At 45.9% G+C, this 19,889-nt stretch carries 14 protein-coding genes; 5 read left to right on the top strand and 9 right to left on the bottom strand.

Annotated features, from left to right (window positions below; translation table 11 throughout):
* Positions 1 to 4: 4 nt before the first annotated feature.
* The 8 genes from G395_RS0106630 to G395_RS0106595 form a co-directional block, all read right to left on the bottom strand.
* A complete protein-coding gene (locus G395_RS0106630; protein ID WP_026629334.1) occupies positions 5 to 1,156 on the bottom strand; it encodes a DUF748 domain-containing protein in 1,152 nt (383 codons plus the stop codon).
* Between the two features lie 227 nt (positions 1,157 to 1,383).
* Positions 1,384 to 2,910, bottom strand: a complete 1,527-nt coding sequence (locus tag G395_RS28810; protein ID WP_084439470.1) for a tagaturonate reductase — start codon at positions 2,908 to 2,910, stop codon at positions 1,384 to 1,386.
* Between the two features lie 120 nt (positions 2,911 to 3,030).
* Positions 3,031 to 5,547 carry an endopeptidase La gene (gene lon, locus G395_RS0106620; RefSeq protein ID WP_035360583.1) on the bottom strand — a complete coding sequence of 839 codons (2,517 nt, stop codon included), beginning with the start codon at positions 5,545 to 5,547 and terminating at the stop codon, positions 3,031 to 3,033.
* A 132-nt stretch (positions 5,548 to 5,679) separates the two neighbouring features.
* Positions 5,680 to 6,213, bottom strand: coding sequence for a DUF6702 family protein (locus G395_RS28805; protein ID WP_084439490.1), 534 nt, complete (start codon positions 6,211 to 6,213; stop codon positions 5,680 to 5,682).
* A gap of 1 nt (position 6,214) precedes the next feature.
* Entirely contained in the window at positions 6,215 to 7,531 is a 1,317-nt protein-coding gene (gene rseP, locus G395_RS0106610; protein WP_026629331.1) for an RIP metalloprotease RseP, read from the bottom strand.
* A gap of 126 nt (positions 7,532 to 7,657) precedes the next feature.
* Positions 7,658 to 9,466, bottom strand: a complete 1,809-nt coding sequence (locus G395_RS0106605) for a MutS-related protein (RefSeq protein WP_026629330.1) — start codon at positions 9,464 to 9,466, stop codon at positions 7,658 to 7,660.
* Positions 9,466 to 11,277: an ABC transporter ATP-binding protein gene (locus G395_RS0106600; RefSeq protein WP_026629329.1), complete on the bottom strand. Its 1,812-nt coding sequence runs from the start codon at positions 11,275 to 11,277 to the stop codon at positions 9,466 to 9,468. The genes G395_RS0106605 and G395_RS0106600 overlap by 1 nt, the downstream gene beginning before the upstream one ends.
* Positions 11,278 to 11,373: 96 nt before the next feature.
* Positions 11,374 to 12,453, bottom strand: a complete 1,080-nt coding sequence (locus G395_RS0106595) for an acyltransferase family protein (protein ID WP_026629328.1) — start codon at positions 12,451 to 12,453, stop codon at positions 11,374 to 11,376.
* Positions 12,454 to 12,680: 227 nt separating this feature from the next.
* Here G395_RS0106595 and G395_RS0106590 point away from each other — a divergent pair, with 227 nt between their 5' ends.
* The 5 genes from G395_RS0106590 to G395_RS0106570 are packed head-to-tail and all read left to right on the top strand — an operon-like array spanning position 12,681 to position 16,651.
* Entirely contained in the window at positions 12,681 to 13,250 is a 570-nt protein-coding gene (locus G395_RS0106590) for an RNA polymerase sigma factor (protein ID WP_026629327.1), read from the top strand.
* Positions 13,231 to 14,631, top strand: coding sequence for a porin family protein (locus G395_RS32525; RefSeq protein ID WP_026629326.1), 1,401 nt, complete (start codon positions 13,231 to 13,233; stop codon positions 14,629 to 14,631). Before G395_RS0106590 ends, G395_RS32525 begins: the two co-directional genes overlap by 20 nt.
* A 41-nt stretch (positions 14,632 to 14,672) precedes the next feature.
* A complete protein-coding gene (locus tag G395_RS0106580) occupies positions 14,673 to 15,176 on the top strand; it encodes a QcrA and Rieske domain-containing protein (RefSeq protein WP_026629325.1) in 504 nt (167 codons plus the stop codon).
* Between the two features lie 13 nt (positions 15,177 to 15,189).
* On the top strand, positions 15,190 to 16,077 hold the full coding sequence (locus G395_RS0106575) for a DUF5777 family beta-barrel protein (protein ID WP_026629324.1): 888 nt from the start codon (positions 15,190 to 15,192) through the stop codon (positions 16,075 to 16,077).
* Between the two features lie 19 nt (positions 16,078 to 16,096).
* Complete coding sequence (locus G395_RS0106570; protein WP_229204051.1) at positions 16,097 to 16,651, top strand: YceI family protein; 555 nt, start codon at positions 16,097 to 16,099, stop codon at positions 16,649 to 16,651.
* A gap of 4 nt (positions 16,652 to 16,655) precedes the next feature.
* Here the strand turns inward: G395_RS0106570 and G395_RS28800 are convergent, their stop codons facing one another.
* The gene (locus tag G395_RS28800; RefSeq protein ID WP_084439468.1) at positions 16,656 to 19,832 is read right to left on the bottom strand and encodes a glycoside hydrolase family 2 TIM barrel-domain containing protein; all 3,177 of its coding nucleotides are present in this window, start codon (positions 19,830 to 19,832) and stop codon (positions 16,656 to 16,658) included.
* Positions 19,833 to 19,889: the final 57 nt, after the last annotated feature.

Below are 19,889 nucleotides of genomic sequence, written 5' to 3'. Positions count from 1 at the left end.
GAACCTAATCTTCTTTACGTTCCGCTTTTTTGCGTTCACGCTTCGCCTTTCTTTCCTCACGTCGCTCTTTACGCTTCTCTTTTCTCTCTTTCCGCACTTCCTTAATGGTATCTTTTACGCTCATAGAAGAGTCGTACTCAGCCTTAAAGGCTTCCACATAAGCATTCCGGAGCACATTGATAATGATGGGCCAGAAGTCAGTTGAAATTTCGCCCACAGTCCCTTTTAATGGAATGCGTGTGGCCACCTGATCCTTCTTTTTATTTTCCAAAACGAAAGCACCGCCTTCTGCCAGGAGTTCGCGAAAGAACTGGCTGACATTTCGGTTTTCTTCCTTCATCTTAAATATTTTCATGTCTTTTGTAAGCGGCTTCAAATATCCTTCAAGCTTCCCGTCGACCATTTTCATCTCGCTCAAAAGACTCATCGTGCCTTGTTCAAAGTCCAGGTTGCCATACTGCCGCGCCAGACTGTTGAGCTTCACCAATTGAAGGTCTTTCAAACTAAGATTGTAATCAAAGTCCGGAATTTTCTTTAACAGCATCATATTGGCCGTGAAGAGCATGGTCCCGCCAAAACCAGGCATATCACCAGTCGCTTTTACGGGGGAAGGAAAACTCTTACCTTTTTCTTCAACGTTCCGGATGTTCTCGATCTCGAGGTTAAAGTTTTTCAGCGTCAGGTCGGTTTTGGGCTGGCTCACAATGCTGGTAAGGTCCACTTTGCCATTAATGATCTGGAAACGGTTTATTTCAATCGGCAAAAGGTCTTTTATCACTTTGGTCCAATCGTTTTCCGCACCTGTCTGGCTTGCTTCCTCGCTGCTGCTGAACGCGAAGTTGATCTCCGGATTATGACATTCGACCTCGCTCACGAGCTTTCCTTTCAGCAAGGATTCCCATTGCACCGAGAGATCCATTTCAGGAATCAGAATAAACGGCTCCTTTATTTTGCCATTCACCTTGCGGATATTCATGCCATCTATCTGGTAAGCGCCGCGGATAAGATGAATGTCCACGTCGTCAATGTGCCCGGTATAGCCATCCATATCGGCCAGCACCCTGTTCACATATTTTACCACGAAATAAGGAAGGAGTAAGCGTGCGATTATAACAATAACCACTATTCCTATCAGTATTTTTATAGATCTTTTCACAGTTATATATCGAAAATTGTAATAATCATTTTTTGAGTTTCAGGGTGTCATAAAGTCAAAAATGATGCCAAAGGGATTTTTAGTATCCAAATAGGCAATGGTGGATCAAACTGATTGTAAATAAAAAGTCCGCTTCTGTCTGTTTCAACAAAAGCGGACTGTATGTGTGAAGGCTTCCAGCAAAGTCGCCTTACCTTATTTTTATTACAAATTTGCGCTATACAGCATTAATCAACATCAATTTTGGGCGCATCCGCGCCCGGAACAATGCGCAATGTATCCATCGCTGCTGCCTCAGCCATATGCGACTTCACAGCGTCCAGAAATCCGGGAAGCTGCGTCAGATCCGTATCCCAGAGCGATACATCGGCTAAAACTTTCTCTGCAAGATCAAGCGGTGAAGCGGCCGTTTTCCACATTTCATCAAAATACGGGGCGGCATCGCAGCGGATCGAATAAGGCTGGCCATCGCGATCGCCGTAGTAAGCGCCGTCTTTGTGGACAACCGGCTTCATAAATTTAAGGAATGCAGCGAATCCCTCGGCAAAAAGCGCTGGTGCCTCATCGGACTTTTTGTAATGGCTCAGCAGTGTGGGAACATTCCGCATTCTCATTTTGGCCGTGTATTGCACAGTAATGTCTATCAGCTGGTGGCGGATGAACGGGTTGCGGAAACGGTCCAGAACCTGGTTGCCAAACTCCTGCGCACGCGCCGCATCCACATCATAAGGAATGGCCGGAGCGAGCTCTGTCAACATTACATCTACAATAAAAGACGCAGTCTCAGGGTTTTCCATACTTTCCCGCACTGTATCCAGGCCATTCAGGAAACAAAGACCGCAAGCAAGCGTATGCGTGCCGTTAAGAAGGCGTAATTTCAGCTCTCTGTACAGATCAATGTTGGGTTCTATAACAACGCCTTTGTCCGCCTCAGCAAAGCTTAAAAGGGATTTTACATGTTCGCTCCCTTCAATAGCCCACAATCTGTAAACCTCTGAAACGATCAGCAAGTCATCCTTATAACCTTGTTGACTCGAAATAAGCGCCACGGTTTCAGCGTCCGGCTTGCCGGGAACAATACGGTCCACAAGCGAACTGCAAAAATGATTATGTTCTTCCAGCCATTGAGTAAATGTTTCGTCCAGATTGTGGCGTTTTGCTTGTTCGAGAACAATGTCGCGTAATTTTTGTCCGCTATTGACGATCAGCTCAGTAGGAACGATTACCATTCCGGACTCTGCGCTTCCGTTGAATGCTTTAAAGCGCTCATACAAGTAAGCCGTCAGTTTCCCCGGATAGGAAGCCGGGGGGCTGGCAAAAATATCATCGTCAGTCAGTTGTATCCCAACTTCTGTCGTATTTGAAATAACAATTTTTAATTCTGGGTTACGGGCACATTCCAGGATCTCAGCCCAGTTATTGTTTGCTGAAATGGTCCGGCTAATGGCGCTATTAATTACCAGCTTATCAACCTGATTCCCATCCTCAATGCCGCGGATGCTGTGTGAGAACACGTTTTTCTGCGTAGCAAATGCATCCGTTCCGCCGCTGTTAGTGGACTTCACAACCACGATCCTGCCATTGAAAATCCCTTGCTGATTGGCCTTGTTTACAAAATAATCTGGCAAGCCGCGCAACAGCACGCCTGTGCCAAACTGAATGATCTTTTCAGGCAGTGCAAGCAGGTTTTGATGGTTTGGCAACAAGTCTGGACGCTGGTCCAGCAATTCGGGGGAAAGCTGCGGTAAGGACATTTTAGTAATGAATAGTTGTTGATATCAGGACGTGTTTTCGAATTACAAACCCCTAAGCAAAAAAGACGCCCGAAAGCGTCTTTTTGAACCCAAAATATATTATTTTTTTGAAAACAGCTTTTAAACGTCCAGAGTCGCGTATCCGCTTTCTTCTTTTTCTTTCTTCTCTTCCGGGAAAATAAAATTGGTGGCATTTTTTACCTTCTCAGGCAGCAATGCATATTCCAGCACCTCATCAATCTGATCCACATAATGGAACGACAGATCTTTAATATAATTCGCTGGCACCTCCTCCACATCCTTCCGGTTTTTTACACAAAGAATAATTTCCTTTACACCGGCACGGCGCGCAGCAAGGATTTTCTCCTTCACACCGCCCACAGGCAACACTTTTCCCCTTAATGTGATCTCGCCCGTCATCGCGATGAACGGTTTCACCCGGCGTTGCGTAAAGATCGAAGCCATAGAAGTTACCATGGTCACGCCCGCAGAAGGCCCATCCTTGGGCACAGCGCCCGCAGGCACGTGTACGTGAAGGTCATAATGGTTAAAGATCCTGTAATCGATGCCTAACCGGTCTGCATTTGCTTTCAGATACGATAGAGCGGCCACTGCCGATTCTTTCATCACATCACCCAGCTGGCCAGACAATGTAAGGTTTCCTTTTCCGCGGCTCAGACTCGTTTCTATAAAAAGAATTTCACCACCTACCGAAGTCCAGGCCAGGCCTGTTACTACGCCTGCAAAATCATTGTCCTGATACAGATCTTTGTCAAAAATCTCTGCGCCAAGATATTTTTCAATCTGTTCAGCTTTAATGGTTTTAGGATATTCCTGCTCCATCGCAACCGATTTCGCGATTTTACGGACAACTGATCCTATTTTCTGTTCCAGGTTCCGGACACCGGATTCCCTTGTATAACCTTCTATAATTTTAGTCAATGCGACATCGTCGATCTTGATATCTGTCGATTTCAAGCCGTGATCTTTGCGTTGTTTGGGAACCAGATAACGTTTCGCAATCTGTAATTTCTCTTCGATCGTGTAACCCGTCATTTCGATGATCTCCATCCGGTCGCGCAGGGCAGGGTGAATGGTGTCCAGTGCATTGGCGGTTGCTACGAACAAAACCTTGGAAAGATCATACTCAACTTCCAGGTAATTGTCTGTAAATGAAGAGTTTTGCTCAGGGTCAAGCACTTCCAATAAAGCGGAAGAAGGATCGCCCCGGTAATCGGAGCTTACTTTATCAATCTCATCCAGGATGAACACAGGATTGGCATAACCTGCTTTTTTAATGTTCTGAATGATTTTTCCTGGCATAGCGCCGATATATGTCTTTCTGTGACCACGGATTTCAGCCTCATCGTGCACGCCGCCGAGCGCCATTCTGATGTATTCGCGGTTTAATGCTTTGGCAATGGATCTTCCCAGTGAAGTTTTACCAACTCCCGGAGGCCCGTATAAACAAAGAATAGGCGCTTTCAGATTGCCTTTCAGCTTCAAAACAGCCAGATATTCAATGATCCGCTCTTTTACTTTCTCCAAACCAAAATGGTCTGCGTCCAGCACTTTCTGCGCACGGACCAGGTCGAAATTGTCTTTGGTATATTGTCGCCACGGCAGGTCAACAAGCATTTCCAGGTAATTCATGGTCACCGGATATTCGGGCGCCATGGGGTTAATGCGTTGCAGCTTCGCCAGTTCTTTTTCAAAGTGCAGGCGCACCGCGTCCGACCATTTTTTCTGGCTTGCTTTCAAACGAATTTCGTCGAGATCACGCTCCGGGCTGTCCATGCCGAGCTCGTCGTGCAGGACTTTTATTTGTTGTCTGAGGAAATAATCGCGTTGCTGCTGGTCAATGTCTGAGCTGGCTTTGGTTTGGATTTCCCGCTTCAATTCCAGCATTTCAATTTCCCGCATCATATATTGAAGCAGCAATGTTGCCTGCTTATGTCCATTCCTTTCTTCGAGCAGCTTTTGCTTGTCTGCAACCTCTACATTAATGTTGGAGGAAAGAAAATGGATCAGGAAAATAGGGCTTTCAATGTTATCCAGCGCGATCCGCGCTTCCTGAGGAATTTCAGGGTTCAGGCGCATGATCTTATGCGCGCCATCACGAAGGGATTGCAAAAGTGCTTTGGATTCCTTCTTGGTCGGGCCAACAAACGAATCGTCAATCGCCTTAACCTGTGCAGTCAAATACGGTTCTTCGTGCAGAATGGTTTTAATCTCAAAACGTTGTCTTCCTTGCACAATAATGGTCACATTCCCATCTGGTAACGTGATCATTTTCAGGATCTGTGCAACTGTTCCGACATTGTAAAGGTCCTCAGCAGTAGGGTCTTCCTTATTAGGGATGGCTTGCGTTACTGCTCCGAGTATGCGTTGATTTATATCCGAATTCCTGTATATTTTTTTGACTAAACGAATGGCCTTCTGGCGCACTACGGTCACGGGAATAACCATTCCTGGGAAAAGTACTGTTTGCCTGATCGGCAGTATCGCAAGTTCTTCGGGGAGTTCAAAAGGCTCGTCGGAGCCATCAGGGCCACCAAGAGGAACAATTTCAAGGCTATCCATATCCGAATCGGACATTAGCAGCCGACTATATAAGTCAGAAGGTTCAAATTTCATAGGCATTCTGTCAAAATGACAGATAATCTTTTCCCAATATATAAATAATGACTTTCAAAAGAAAGGGAATAATAAAACAAAATAGCCATGCCACCAACGACTGTGTCAGGCTTTTTAGTAACCGGAATGCGGTTAAAGAATGTGTACAGATTGTCCCTTTTTAAACAAGAATGTGCGTTTTTCAGAAGCGCTTTTAATGTTCGTCATATTGACCTGATCATCAAAAACCTCCATCAGCGTGCTGTTTTGTAGCTTAAAGCCATTCAAAGGACCATGGAATGGAATTTCCAGATAAACCCATGTTGCATCCTCCTCCTGTTCCTTCCCTACGTACTTAATAGCAACCGGTTTCTTCTCACTGTCCGTCAGCATAAACGATTTTAAAATATATCGCTCGACCAACGGATCATTTTTGTCGTTATTCTTTATAACAACGCGCTGCTTATCATTTCCTTGGGCCAGCCCTCCTTGTGATAGCGCACGTTCAAGATCGTCCGTGAACATACGTATACTCACTTCGAATGTTTTGAGCGCAGGGTTATACTGCATCTGTGTGACGCTAACATGATAATCATGCACTGACGACGACAGGGTCAGAACGAAAAAAATAAGGAAAGGAAAGCGGATTAAGCGCTTTGTCCTTTCCTTATTTTCACGCAAAAACATTTTAAAATACTGCTTTCCAGACATCATTGAATATTGCAAAAGCCATCAGGCCAAGTAAAAGCACCATGCCGACTTTCTGTGCATTTTCCAAAAAGCGATCGGATGGCTTACGTCCCGAAATGATCTCGTAAGAAAGGATCACCGCGTGGCCGCCATCTAATGCCGGAATAGGTAATGCATTCATGAACGCAAGCACCATTGAAAGCAAACCGGTTAAATACCAGAAACGGCTCCAATCCCAAATGCCACCGAACATACGGGCAATCCCGATTGGTCCGCTTAGCGCTTTGGAGGCTGAAACTTCACCTCTGAATATTTTACCAAAACCTTTAATATTGTTATAAACAACGGCAAAAGCATCATTTGTGCCGACCGAAATGGCTTGTGCCAATGTATATTTTACAGCCGTGTAGTTCAACAGACTTTCGGGATAGAAACCCAGTGTTCCGTCTTCATCCACAGTAGCATTAAGCTTTTTGCTCTCCGCACCGCGTTGAACGAGTAATTCAGCTTTTTTACCTTTCAGATTTTGCAGCTGGCCTTGCAGCTCGTGAAAGAACTGGATAGGCTGGCCGTTGATAGAAATGACCTTATCACCCGTTAGGAGACCCGCTTTTTGTGCAGGAGACGCCGGTACAACTTCACCGATCTTGAAGGGTTCTAGAGGACGGATAAAGCTTCTCTTTTCTTCCGGATCAGATAACTTTTCAATGAAATCATTCGGAATATCAATCTCAACATCCTTACCGCCGCGGTTCACCGTATAAGAGCTGTTGCTTCCCAGCAGCACTTCGGAGCTTCCCAATTCATCGAAACTAGTGAACGGCTTGCCATTTACCTTCACAATTTTGTCGCCCGTTTGCAGGCCGATTTCTTTGGCCAGGTCGCCGGCTACAATGCCGTATTTATTGACCTCGGTGCTGGAAAGGTATTTATCTCCATTATTATACGCAATGACGATGAATATGAAAATCCCGACGATCACATTGACAATAATTCCGCCAAGCATTACGATCAAACGCTGCCAGGCTGGTTTCGAACGGAATTCATAGGGCTGCGGCTCCTTGTTCATCGTCTCAGTATCCATGGACTCGTCGATCATTCCCGATATTTTGACGAAACCTCCCAACGGGATTGCGCCAATTCCATATTCTGTTTCTCCTTTTTTAAAGCTGAATATCTTCGGAGGAAAACCAATGAAGTATTTTTCAACTCGCATTCCAAACATTTTCGCAGCAAACATATGCCCCCATTCATGCAGCCCTACCAAAATTGATAAGCCCAGAATGAGCTGCCCTGCCATTATTAATACTTCCATTCAGGTTTCGGTAATCGTTATTTGTTATTTTAATGTACTAAATCTAATGCTCAAAATCCTCAATCCACGCTCAGAATTAAGAAACGTAATTGTGCACTGTAAAGTTACGCAAATCCCGGCACAACACTATTTTTCTATCTGAATACCCATCATTCGCATCAATTCCGAAGCATTGAAGCTCTTACAAATTCCATTATGCAGCTTGTAATCAAACAGTAATTCACCGTTTTCGACATCGGACCTGAAATGGAAATTGTGAACGTAACTTTCCGTGGCGCCCCATTCTCCAAGTTCAAGATCGTGGGTCGAAACCAGCCCGGAAGCTTTTTTCATATGCAACTGTCTGATCAATGCTTCGGCTCCGCGGTGGCGGTCGGAAGAGTTGGTGCCTTTCAGGATTTCATCCAATAAATAAAATACCGGGGCAACATTGTTGTGGTCGGACAGTTCCAGCAGCTTTTTCAGTCTTTTTAATTCAGCATAAAAAGATGAAGTGCTTTCTTCGAGTGAATCCTGCGTGCGCATGCTGCTGAAAACGCGCACAGGTGCACATCTGAATGTTTTGGCACTTACTACTGCGCCCATTTGAGCCAATACGAAATTGAGCCCAATTGTCCGTAGAAATGTACTTTTTCCCGACATATTCGAGCCGGTTACCAAGATCGTATGCCCTGTCCCGGACACACTGAAATCATTGCTGATCCTTCGCTCCAGTGGAATCAGCGGATGGCCCATTTCCTTGGTATTAATCTGAAATTCAGGAGAATTGACGACTTCGGGGGTAATGTATGTGGGATTGGCAAATGCGTGACCAGCCAAGCTGTTCATTGCTTCGGCGTCGGCCAGGACTTCCAGCCAGTCGGCTAGCTTATCGTGATACTGGTGCTTCCATTTTTCGAGTCCGGCTACGCAAAATATGTCCCAAAGCGTCGGTATGCCCACAAAAAGCGAGAAAAAGATATTGTTACGGTAATCCAGTCTTTCAAAAAGCACCCCGACCTGTTTCAGTGCGTCCCCGGAACCCGCAATGCGCGCCTTGCGATCGAGCCACCACGGTGCCTGATAAGGAAACGACTGCGCCACTTCCAGGATTTCTCCGTAAGAGACCAATGTTTTTCCCAACTCGGCCGTACGATTTGTAACGGATTCAATGTATCCCTTAAATCGCGCCATCAACACCGAATTGACGGCAATGCATAACAACAAAGGCCATGCAGGCAGTATAGAGAACAGGAACAGGATGGCAACAATGACCGTAATGACACTGAACCAACGAAAATTAAGCAGGCGAGCCAGGTCTTTGTCCATAAATTCCGTAGACCAATCTCTGAAATCGCCCAATTGCTCTGCGGCGTGTTCGTGTAGTAAAGCGGTTGCTTCGAGCGCCTGGATCATTTCCGGATGCTTGCTGATTTCCGCCGCGGCTTCCTGCCGGAGCTTAATTTCTCTGACATCCGCATGATTTTTAAGCCAGCTTGCAAAACGCTGGCTGCCTTCCGCGGTGCGGGTCCGGTTAAGGAGCTTGTACAGGGAATATTCACCAAATATGTCCAGATCGCTGCCATATGCATGGTCTTTTTCCTGGAACTGCACGCCGGAATCTGCTCTGTTGAAGCGGAATAACAGCCTGCTTAGCTCATCGGTGTTAATATGGACGAGGTTATGCTGAAAATCGCGGAGTTTTCGCGCAGCTTGCTGGCGGCGCATGGAAATCAGAAAAATTACAAGCAAGCCGAATGCTACCAAACCCCAAATGGGCTGATTTTGATTACTCCACAGCCATAAGCAGAAGATCATGGCAAAAAATACGAGTAACCTGGCAATGGCCAGCTGATTGAATTTTTGCAATGCGGCTGCCTCGGCAATGGCTGCTTTGTTTTTTTCTGTTTCAAAAAATGCTTTGGAGGATTTCTGGGTTGGGCTGCTTGTTTCCATCAATTGCTATCTGCGGTTTCAAACTGCAATTTGATCAGATTTGCGTACAAACCATTGTCCATAAGTGTTAATTGCTGATGCGTTCCGGATTCCGCAATGCGGCCTTCCCGGATAACGTAAATCATATCCACCTTCCGGATAGTCGCCAAACGGTGCGCTATAACGATTGTAGTGCGGTTTTTCATCAATTCATCCAACGCAATCTGCACCAGCTTTTCCGATTCCGCATCAAGTGAACTTGTTGCTTCGTCGAGGATCAGAATTTTAGGATCTTTCAAAATCGCGCGTGCAATGGCGATGCGCTGACGTTGACCGCCGGAAAGCTTGATGCCGCGTTCGCCAACCACCGTGTCAAATTTTTCAGGGAATGTATCAATGAACTCCCTTGCATGCGCGCGACGGGCGGCATCATAAATTTCTTCCCGGGTAGCATTGGGTTTTCCGTAGGCAATGTTTTCATAAATAGTCCCGCCAAACAACATTACTTCCTGCGGCACAATAGCAATGTTTTTCCTTAGCTCGGTGAGTCCGTAAGATTCAACAGGTTGGCCGTCAATAAGAATGTTGCCCGTCTGGTGATCGTAAAAACGCATGAGCAGCTGAACGATCGTTGACTTTCCAGCGCCGCTGTATCCTACCAGCGCGATTTTTTCCCCAGCTTTTATATCAAAAGAAATCCCTTTTAAAACCGGCAGATCAGCCCGTGAAGGATAAGAGAAATGCACATCCTGATACGCAATGTGCCCTTCGATCGGGCTTGCAGGTGTATTTCTTGCGTTTTCCAGGTCCAGCTCAGGTTTTTCTTCCAGTATTTCAAATATCCTTTCCGAAGCACCGATAACTCGGTTGATCTGTGCGTATAAATCGCCCATTCCGCTGATCGAAGCGCCTATGAATGTGGTGTAAAGAATGAATGTAAACAAATCAGAAAGTCCGAACTCACCCGCCTGCACCAGTCCAGCACCATACCAGACCACCCCGACTATGCCGCCGAAAAGCGCAAAAATGATAAACGAAACAAACCCGCCCCGGAATGCTGCCGCATAAAGCGATAAGTCTACTACACGCTTCAAAATCAGCTGGTAACGGTTTACTTCAAGCGGTTCATTGGTAAATGCTTTGACCACATTTACAGACTGCAATGTTTCCTCCACAACCACATTGGCCGCAGCGAGCTCGTCCTGCACCTTCCTGGCCAACCGACGCTGATGCCGGCCAAAAAATACGGAAGCGACAACGAGGACAGGAAATGTGGCCAGCATGAAAAGCGTAAGTTTCCAGGAAGTGTAAAAGAGAATGGAAACACCCACGATTAATGTCGCAACCTGTCTGAAAATCTCGGCTAATGTGAAGGAAAGCAATCCTTGCAGCTGGGAAACATCGGAGGTGATGCGGCTCGTGAGTTCGCCAACGCGGCGCTGTTCCAGGAAAGAGATGGGTAATGTGATGATTTTGGTAAAAACATCTGACCGGATATTGGTCATCGCCATCTCACTGACTTTAGTAAACAAATACACCCGGAAAAAAGAGAATACCGCCTGGCATATCAGTATAAAAAACAGGAAAAGCGTGATCTGATTGATGGTATAAGGCGACTTGCCTTCAATAACCTCTATAATGCTTCCTACCAGCTTTGGGAAGGCCAACGACGTGGCGGTGGAGAGTACCAGAAAAACGAGTCCGATAGCAAATGTAACCCGGTAGGGTCTTAAATAGCGAAGCAGGTCAAGCGTCGTTTTGAGCCCTTGCCAGCTTATTTTTCGCACCGCGAATGGCGATGGTTGTTCAGGAGTGGTTTCACTTTTGGCCATTAAAAGTCAGTATAGTGCATATGATAACACATGATTTGAAAATAATATTCAAATATGCGTGGTTAGGCTGCAAAAGTAAGTAAGATCAGGAAACTATTATATGGCAATTTCCCGGGAGCGGGTATGTGAGCCTTTCTGATTCCGGTTTTTGTACCAGTTGCGTATTAAATGATTGGCCGGAATTTCAACAAATTTGTTAATCAGATAGGCGGCTAAGGTAACCACGGCCATGGTAATGATCAGGGCAGGGTAAATGTTCACCTGCCAGACATCGGTTAGCATTGCCAGCAAACGCAAACCCACATACTGATGGATCAGATACAGGCAATAGGATATTTTACCTAAGAAGAGCAGTGGCGCTTTGTTTAAAAATTTCAGCTTGCCAAATATCGCCAGTGCAAAAACAACGTGAAAAAAAGTCAGGATCGCATAATGTTCATAAGGAGTCACATGATACTGTGACCGGCCGCCCTGGTTGTGCAGATAACACGCTGCGAAGAGGCAAAACCCAATTAATAGCGAGTTTTTCCTTACATGATTCCCATTTCTGATGAGGTAGAAAAGAATGCCGGAAAAGAACAACGGGAAGTGATTCAGCAGTTCGATCTTCCGGGTCGCAAACTCATGAACACCCGCATACAGCGGCGAAAAAGCATGAAAAAGGATAATGAAAACGGTAAAAATAAAACCCGCACTCACAATGTTTTTAATATTTCCGGTAACCAGTAACATCAGGATCCAGAAATAGAATATAAGCTCAACCAATAATGTCCAGTAAGACTGGTCCATATTCTCCTGATTGAAAAAGATCGACATCATCGTCATATTTGCCAGGATCTTTTGCAGGGTGACTGCTTCGGGTTCAAAAAGCATCATGGCGATTGTCGTTATCAACAGGCAGCACCAGAATGCCGGATACAACCTGGCAAACCTGGAAACGACGAAATCAGGCCATTTTTTTACTCTTGAAATGGTAAGAAAGATCACAAATCCGCTGATGATGAAAAATATATCAACGCCTGTGACGCCATATCGGAATTCCCATCCCAGTAATAAGCTGTTGGAATTGATCGTGAAATGAAAAAGGACAACCAGCACCGCCGCCAGACCGCGTAATGCGTCCAGTTCAAGAAAGCGGGAATCGATAATGTTAAGATGAGGACGTTTTTCAGTCATTCAATGGCCCTGACCGGTCAGGAAAAATTAACGTTGAGTAATTGTACTATGCTGCCAAATTTGGAGAAAAATCCACAGTTTTCACATTTGACAAGGCAAAAATTCTGGTCAAACGGTGACTTAATGGCAACATTCTCAAATGGTTGTAAAAATTCACCAAAAAATTGCAAACTTGTACGCAACCCTGGCTTTCGGTTTGCCGTACTAGTGTTAAAAGAGCAAATAGCATGCCCGAGTATACCTCCGCCGTTCTTCTTGAACTACTCGACGGCTGTTTAAAGAAAAACCGCCGCAGTCAGGAGCTGTTGTATAAACAGTTTTACGGCTATGCTATGAGCATTTGTTTGCGCTATACACGCAGCAGGGAAGAAGCGAAGGAAATACTCAACGATGGATTTTTTAAGGTTTTTACCAAGCTGGATACATTCGATTCCAGCCGTTCATTTAAAACCTGGTTGAGCAGAATTATGATTAATACAGCCCTCGATCATTACAGACAAGAAATACGCCGGGATGTTTTCGATGATGTGGAAGTTGCGGACAATGTGGCCATTGATGAAACGGTCATCAGCAAACTTGCGCACGAAGAATTGATGGAGCTGATCCAGAAACTGACCCCTTCTTACAGACTTGTATTTAGTTTATCAGTTATAGACGGCTATACACACGAAGAGATTGCAGACCAGCTGAATATTTCAGTAGGGGCGTCGAAGTCAAATCTGTCGCGTGCAAGAGAAAAATTGAGAGAAATGTTATCTAAAATAAATATTGGCGATTATGACAGAGTTACCAGATGACGAACTGGATAAGCTCTTCAGAAAGTCATCAGAAGAGCTTGATCCACAATTTGATCCGGAGGATTGGAATAGTTTAAGAAAACGGCTGGACGCCAACGATGGCAAAGTTGCGGGCGGCTGGTTGAGGAAATGGTGGTCTTTGGGCTTACTTGCGCTGCTGATCCCGATTGGCTTCGCCTTGTATTTCACAAACAACACGCACGAATCAGTGACCCTGCCCAGTACTGACGGCCAGTCGAAAAGGGGAATTGTAGTTGATAATAAGGCAAGTGACGATGTAGCAACAAGCAATTTTGATAAAACTGATTTAACTAAAAACCAAATCCAGACTAGTAAAAAAAATCCGGAATCGCCTGAAAAGCAGCCGGAAAGTGACATTCAGCCGACCAAACCATTACGTAATAAGGAAGCAGACATTGCGAAATCTTCCTCTGTCGCAAATTTGAACATTACCGACTACCAACGCAGGAAAAAATTGCCCCGGAGCCAGTCTAAGACAGGCGGAGTGTACTTAGAGCCTAACCGCTCAAAGCAGGAGGGAGGCGACGGGGCTTTTTCTACTAAAAACATTGCCGAAAGCGAATCAGCAGAGCCGGTTTTGGCAAACAATGCTGTAAATGAGGATAGTATAAATCAAAAAATCAGCGAAGAGCAAGCCCGGTTACTTATTTCCGCCGCAATGTTGTCCAGCAGAACATTGAATTGGGAAAATCAGCCAGAAATCCCGACTATAACATTCACTGCTCCGGCAGTTACGGAAGTTCCTGAGCCGGAAAAAACAAAAATGGATGATAGCAAATGGGCCGTAAGGCTGGGTTATTCACCCGATTTATCCACAGTTGGTTTTAAAAATTATACAAAGCCTGGTGTTGCATTTTCACTGTTGCTGGAATACGCGCTTATGCCCAGGCTTTACCTGCAAAGCGGCCTCATTTGGAGCCGAAAAGACTATTATGCCAATGCCGAAGAATATGAATTGATGGAGTACGTCACAAAATATAATACACCGTATGGAGTCGATGGGGAATGTACAATGTTTGAAATTCCGCTTGGCCTGCGATACAATGTAATGCAGAAAGAGCAATCCAGATTGTTCGTGGGCGCCGGTGTTTCCTCTTACTATGCTCAGAAAGAGAAATACAAATATCATTATGCCAAATACGTTTACGATCAGAAGCCAGGTTGGACTGGTAAGACAGGGTTGTTTTTATTAAGCCATATCAATGCTTCCGTAGGCTATGAGCGCACAATTACAAAAAAGCTGTCATTAGTAGCAGAACCTTATATCCGCATTCCGGTCAAAGGGGTTGGCTACGGAAAGGTCAATCTGATGACCATAGGAACATGGATATCACTGCGCTATACACCCGCTTTCAAATAACCCGCATACCCAAATTGTATCTACTAATTTAATTCTTCACTATGGAAAATGTTAAAGCAGACAAAATGAAAAGGGGTGAATTCCTGAGAAGTCTCGGACTAAGCACTTCCACACTCATGGCTTTTTATTGCATTGGGACCACCATGACGGCCTGCGGATCCAGCGACGATGAGCCGGAACCAAATCCAGGCGGCGGCTCGGTAAATGGCGTAACCGGAACAACAACCGGCAATGCGATCAACTTTACACTGGATCTTACCCATAGCAATGCAAAAGACCTGAAAACGGCAGGAACAGGAAAGGTTTTTGGTGATGTCCTGGTTGCCTTTACCACTGCGAATCAGTATGTAGCCTTATCCAGGATCTGCACGCATGAGGGAAGCACAGTAGGCTACCGAAAAGAGCAGAACGACATCAGATGTCCTACGCACCAATCAGAATTCTCGCTTACAGGCGCAGTGGAACAAGGCCCGGCCACTACTCCGTTACAAGCTTACAAAACTTCTCTTTCCACCGACGGAAATACATTAACAGTTACAGCCTAACTGCCCCAAAACAATGAAATTACTCCGCCTAATGATGATGTTGACTTGTTCAACAACGGTTCTCTATGCCCAGGATGACCTGCTCAGTGAACTTTCGAAGCAGGATAGCATGGTTACCGTGCCTGTTTCTGCCACATTCAAATCCACGCGCGTCGTCAATGGACATTCCATTGAAACGATGAAAAAGAAGCATTTGGACTTTCGTATTTCGCACCGTTTCGGACGGCTCAATTCGGGTGCTTACCAGTTTTTCGGACTGGACCAGGCAACGATGCGGATGGGCTTTGAATACGGCGTGACGGACGATTTCATGATCGGGGTAGGGAGGAGCACTTCGCAGAAAGTCTATGATTTTTTTGGTAAACTAAAAGTGCTGAAACAAAGCGATGGTGCCCGCAATATTCCGGTTTCGTTAACGCTTTTTGGTGGAACCGGAGTTGTTACGGTTAACAAGGAACTCGAATTTCAGGACAAACTATATTATTCAGCCCAGGTGCTTATAGCGCGTAAATTTGGAGAAAGGCTTTCCCTGCAGCTTTCGCCCACATTCCTGCATCGAAACAGGCCAGAGGTTTTTGGCGATGAAAAAGTGCTGCTGGCGCTTGGCATCGGGGGAAGGTTCAAACTGTCCAAACGTGTTTCATTGAACGGGGAGTATTTTTATACAGCACGTGAAAAAAACACCGTTACTGCTCCTTACTACGATTCGATGTCGTTCGGGGTTGACATTGAGACCGGCGGGCACGTTTTTCAATTGCATTTTACCAATTCGCTGGGTATGATCGAGAAGCAGTTTATCGGGGAGACGACCGGCACCTGGGGCAAGGGTGACATTCACTACGGGTTTAACATTTCCCGCACATTCAGTTTTGACAAGAAGAACAAGAAGGTAGCCAACTGACCGGAAACAACTTATGAAAATGCATCTATTAGCCATGGTTTTCGTAACCATGCTCGCTTCCGCTTTGCCTTCCCGGCCGCTTCTGGCACAAGGGAAGTTTGGAACCTCGACCGGAAATACGAAATTCTCTTCGGTAACTCCGCTCGAAAATGTGAATGCGGAGAACAAGAAAAGCCAGGTTATCCTCAACACGGCTAACAGTGAAATTGCAATCCGGATGAACATGCGGGAATTTGTTTTTCCCAATAAACTCATGCAGGAGCATTTCAACGAGAACTACATCGAATCGGAAAAATATCCGACGGCAACATTCAGCGGAAAAGTGGATAATGCGCCTGACTACACCAAAGATGGCCAATATGACGTTTCAGCGACAGGCAAATTCACCGTGCATGGCGTCACCAAAGAACGCACGATCAAAGGAAAAATGAAGATCGAAAGCGGCAAGATTACGATCAATTCTGATTTTGAAGTGCCGCTAACCGATCACAAAATTGAAGTTCCACAGGTCGTTTTTGTAAAAATAGCCCAGGTAATCAGTGTGAAAGCGCAATATGTGCTGACTGCGAAATGAGGATTTACCTACGGCGCCTTCGCGAAGATTTACGTTTATAAGCAGCCTTTTTCCTGACCGGAGCTTTTCGTACAACGGGCTTGGCAACAGGCTCAATGGCTTCCTCCTCTGCAACTTCTTCTTCCACATCAGGGTCACTTACGGTGTTAGTGGCGAGATTTGAACCGGATTCCTGGCCTGTATAAGGCAATGTGTAAGAAGCGATCTGCTCAATGTTGGACGTGTTGTCAATGGGCTTTAACCGAAAAGCATAACTGTAACTTTTCGCAGGAAGTAGATACGGGGATTGCACTTGTGAGGAAATGTCGTCCCCGCCAAGGCCCATTTGTACAAGGTCAATGTTTACGACCGTTTCTGAACCCCGCGTAAGTGTGGCGCCCCGCTTTTTCGCCGCCAGCAACTGCTGGTCCGTATAGTCATGTACGTTAAAATTAAAAACAGAATCACTAACCGCCAGCAAACCAATTCCCTCCGCATTGGTAACCGCAGCCCAGCGAACATTGGTTTTGTTTCCATTCTCCTGAGGGGTTAAATGCGCGAAATGCTGATCCGCAACGCTTCCTGCATAAATCCCGATTTTGCCGCTCGTTTTCTGGTCTGAATATGTTGCGTGCGGACCATTGCCATACCATTGCGTTTTGTTGAATGAAACCGGCATCCGGAACTGCGTTCCTACTTTCGCCAGCGATGGCCACTGGCCGGTTGGGCTGAATATATTTTTGACATAAATATCACCCGTTGCATAAACGATAAACTCGTTGGTCACATCCACGTCGCCCGTTTTGCTTTTGAATGTTCTTGTTATGGTCACCCTGTAAACTGTTGAAGTCAGGCGCTGTGTTTTGATTTCAGAATCGGAAACTTCCAGCGTATCGAGCCCGGCTTCCCGCCATTGTGCAGCATAACTTTTTGCGCCACCCATTTCGTCTTGATGCGTAGGGACACGCCAGAAACTGGCATATGGGCCAGCTTGCAGCATCTCTTCCCTTTTATTTTTGAAAGAAGTAATTCCTTCTTTTTTATCAAAAGTCACAGCAAAATCCTGTCCCGTAATGGCAACGCGCGCCGAGCTGATCTGCGCTACGCGCAAAGGTTTTTCATTGTAAAGACTTAGGACAGGTGCAGCCTCCTGAGATTTGACGAGCGCGATCTGATGCCACGCAACTTCGTGTCCTTTTGGCGCCCAGGAAGTGCCATCTTTGAGGCGTATGCTAATGTTGAGGAAATACTCGGCGCCAGGTTTTTGCACTGTCGGCAACTCGTAAGGGATTGAAACCTGCTGGCGTTGTTTTGAAGCTGCATTAAGATTGCTGATCACGCCGGGCTTGCCGATAATCTTACCATTTTCCTGAACAGACCAGGCCAGTTCCAAGACATTTAATGGCAGAAAATCATAGTTATTAAGAATACTGACCGTTTTTTCACCCGCGCGCATGGTGTCGGGTGATTCGAATTTTACGTATTGATAAACCTTTTTGATCTCATTGAGCTCAGGCTGCGGCACACGGTCCGGGTTGACGAGGCCGTCACCTGCTTGGGTGCTGTCGATCGCATTGGGAAATTCCCAATAGGATGTTCCGTCAGGTTTTTTGAGGGCTAATGCCTTGCTGACCCAATTGGAAGCAAAGTGGATCTGCTTCACCGGATGCCTGTCGATGGGCCGGGTAGGGTCGGCAAGATGAATGTAATCTGCCATATCCTTGAAATTCTTGCCCTTTTCAGATTCATTTCCCAGCGACCATATGATTACCGAAGGATGGTTTTTATCCCGCTCGATCATTGCTTTTCCCCGCGCCAGAAATGCCGAATGCCATTGCGGCATATCGGCCAGGATCATGTTGGCACCCGAAATGCCGTGGCTATCCAAGTTGGCTTCGTCAATGACATACAGCCCATATTGGTCGCAGAGTTCGTACCATTGAGAAGCATTGGGACAATGTGAAGTCCTTACTGCATTGATGTTGTGTTGTTTCATCAATGTAATGTCCTTGATCATCGTTTCGCGCGTGATCGCCTGGCCGCTTTCTGCATCAAATTCCTTCCTGTTGACGCCCTTCAACGTAATAGCTTTCCCATTCACCACCAACTGCCCATTCTTAATCTTAACTTCTCTGAAACCCACAGGCTGGCTTGTGGCTTCAATCACTTTTCCGTCGGAATTCATCAGCTGAACCGACAATGTGTACAAATAAGGCGTTTCTGCAGTCCATTTTACAGGATTTGGAATAGGAATATCAACCCGCACCGCACCTTCCTTTGCCGGATCGAGTGTGCCCACCATTTGGCTGACGGGCGTTACGACTACTGATTTGTTCGCATCGTATAAAGTGAATAAAACCTGGTGCGCATGAACGGCCTGTTCCGTATAATTTTTTACAAAAGCGCTGAGTTTCAATGTCGCATGTTCCTGATTCGCATCCAATAGCGTTCTAACGGAGAAATCGGTCAGGATCACTTTCGGGCGCACGAGCAAATTCACGCCCCTGAAAATGCCCGCTAACCGCCATTGATCCTGTTTTTCGAGATAACTCCCGTCCGACCAATTGATTACCTGGACCGCCAAATGATTGAGTCCTGATTTCACATCTTCGGTGATATCGAATTCAAAAGGCGTCATGCCGTCCTCGTGGTAACCAATGGCAACACCATTCAGCCATACGTAGCATGCCGACTGCACGCCGGCGAATTGTAAAAATATTTCCTTGCTTTTAATGTCGTCCGAAACCGTAAATGTGGTCCTGTACATGCCTACAGCGTTCGTATCTGCATTGATCCGCGGCGGCGTGGATTTAAAAGTTTGTTTGTTATTCGAGACCGGGGCGTCGTATTTGCGGCCTTCACGCGCTCCCGTCACCTGCCAGTTGGACGGGACGGGAATGTTTTCCCAGCCCGCATCCTGCATATTGGGATCAAAAAAATTCGGAGTGGCTTTGGAAGGATGCGACGCCCATCTGAATTTCCAGGTGCCGTTCAGCGAGCGTGCCAATGACGCTTTTTTATCCATCAGCAGCGCACTCTTTTCGTCCGGGTAAGGAATGAAATCAGCGCGCGGTTTTTCCGTATTTACGCCGAAAACCTGCGGGTCCTGCCATTCTGGAACAGCTTGTGCGTGGGATTGGAATGTATTGAAAAGCAGAAAAGCAGTCAGTAAGCCAAGCCAGTAACGATAGAAGCGGTGCATATAATTTTGGTAGGGTGTGGTATATATTTTTTGCTAAAATTATAGATTAATGCCTTT

Source organism: Dyadobacter alkalitolerans DSM 23607, assembly GCF_000428845.1.
Lineage (GTDB): Bacteria > Bacteroidota > Bacteroidia > Cytophagales > Spirosomataceae > Dyadobacter > Dyadobacter alkalitolerans.
Note: the sequence above shows the minus strand (reverse complement) of the source record. Positions and strands in the feature narration are given on the sequence as shown.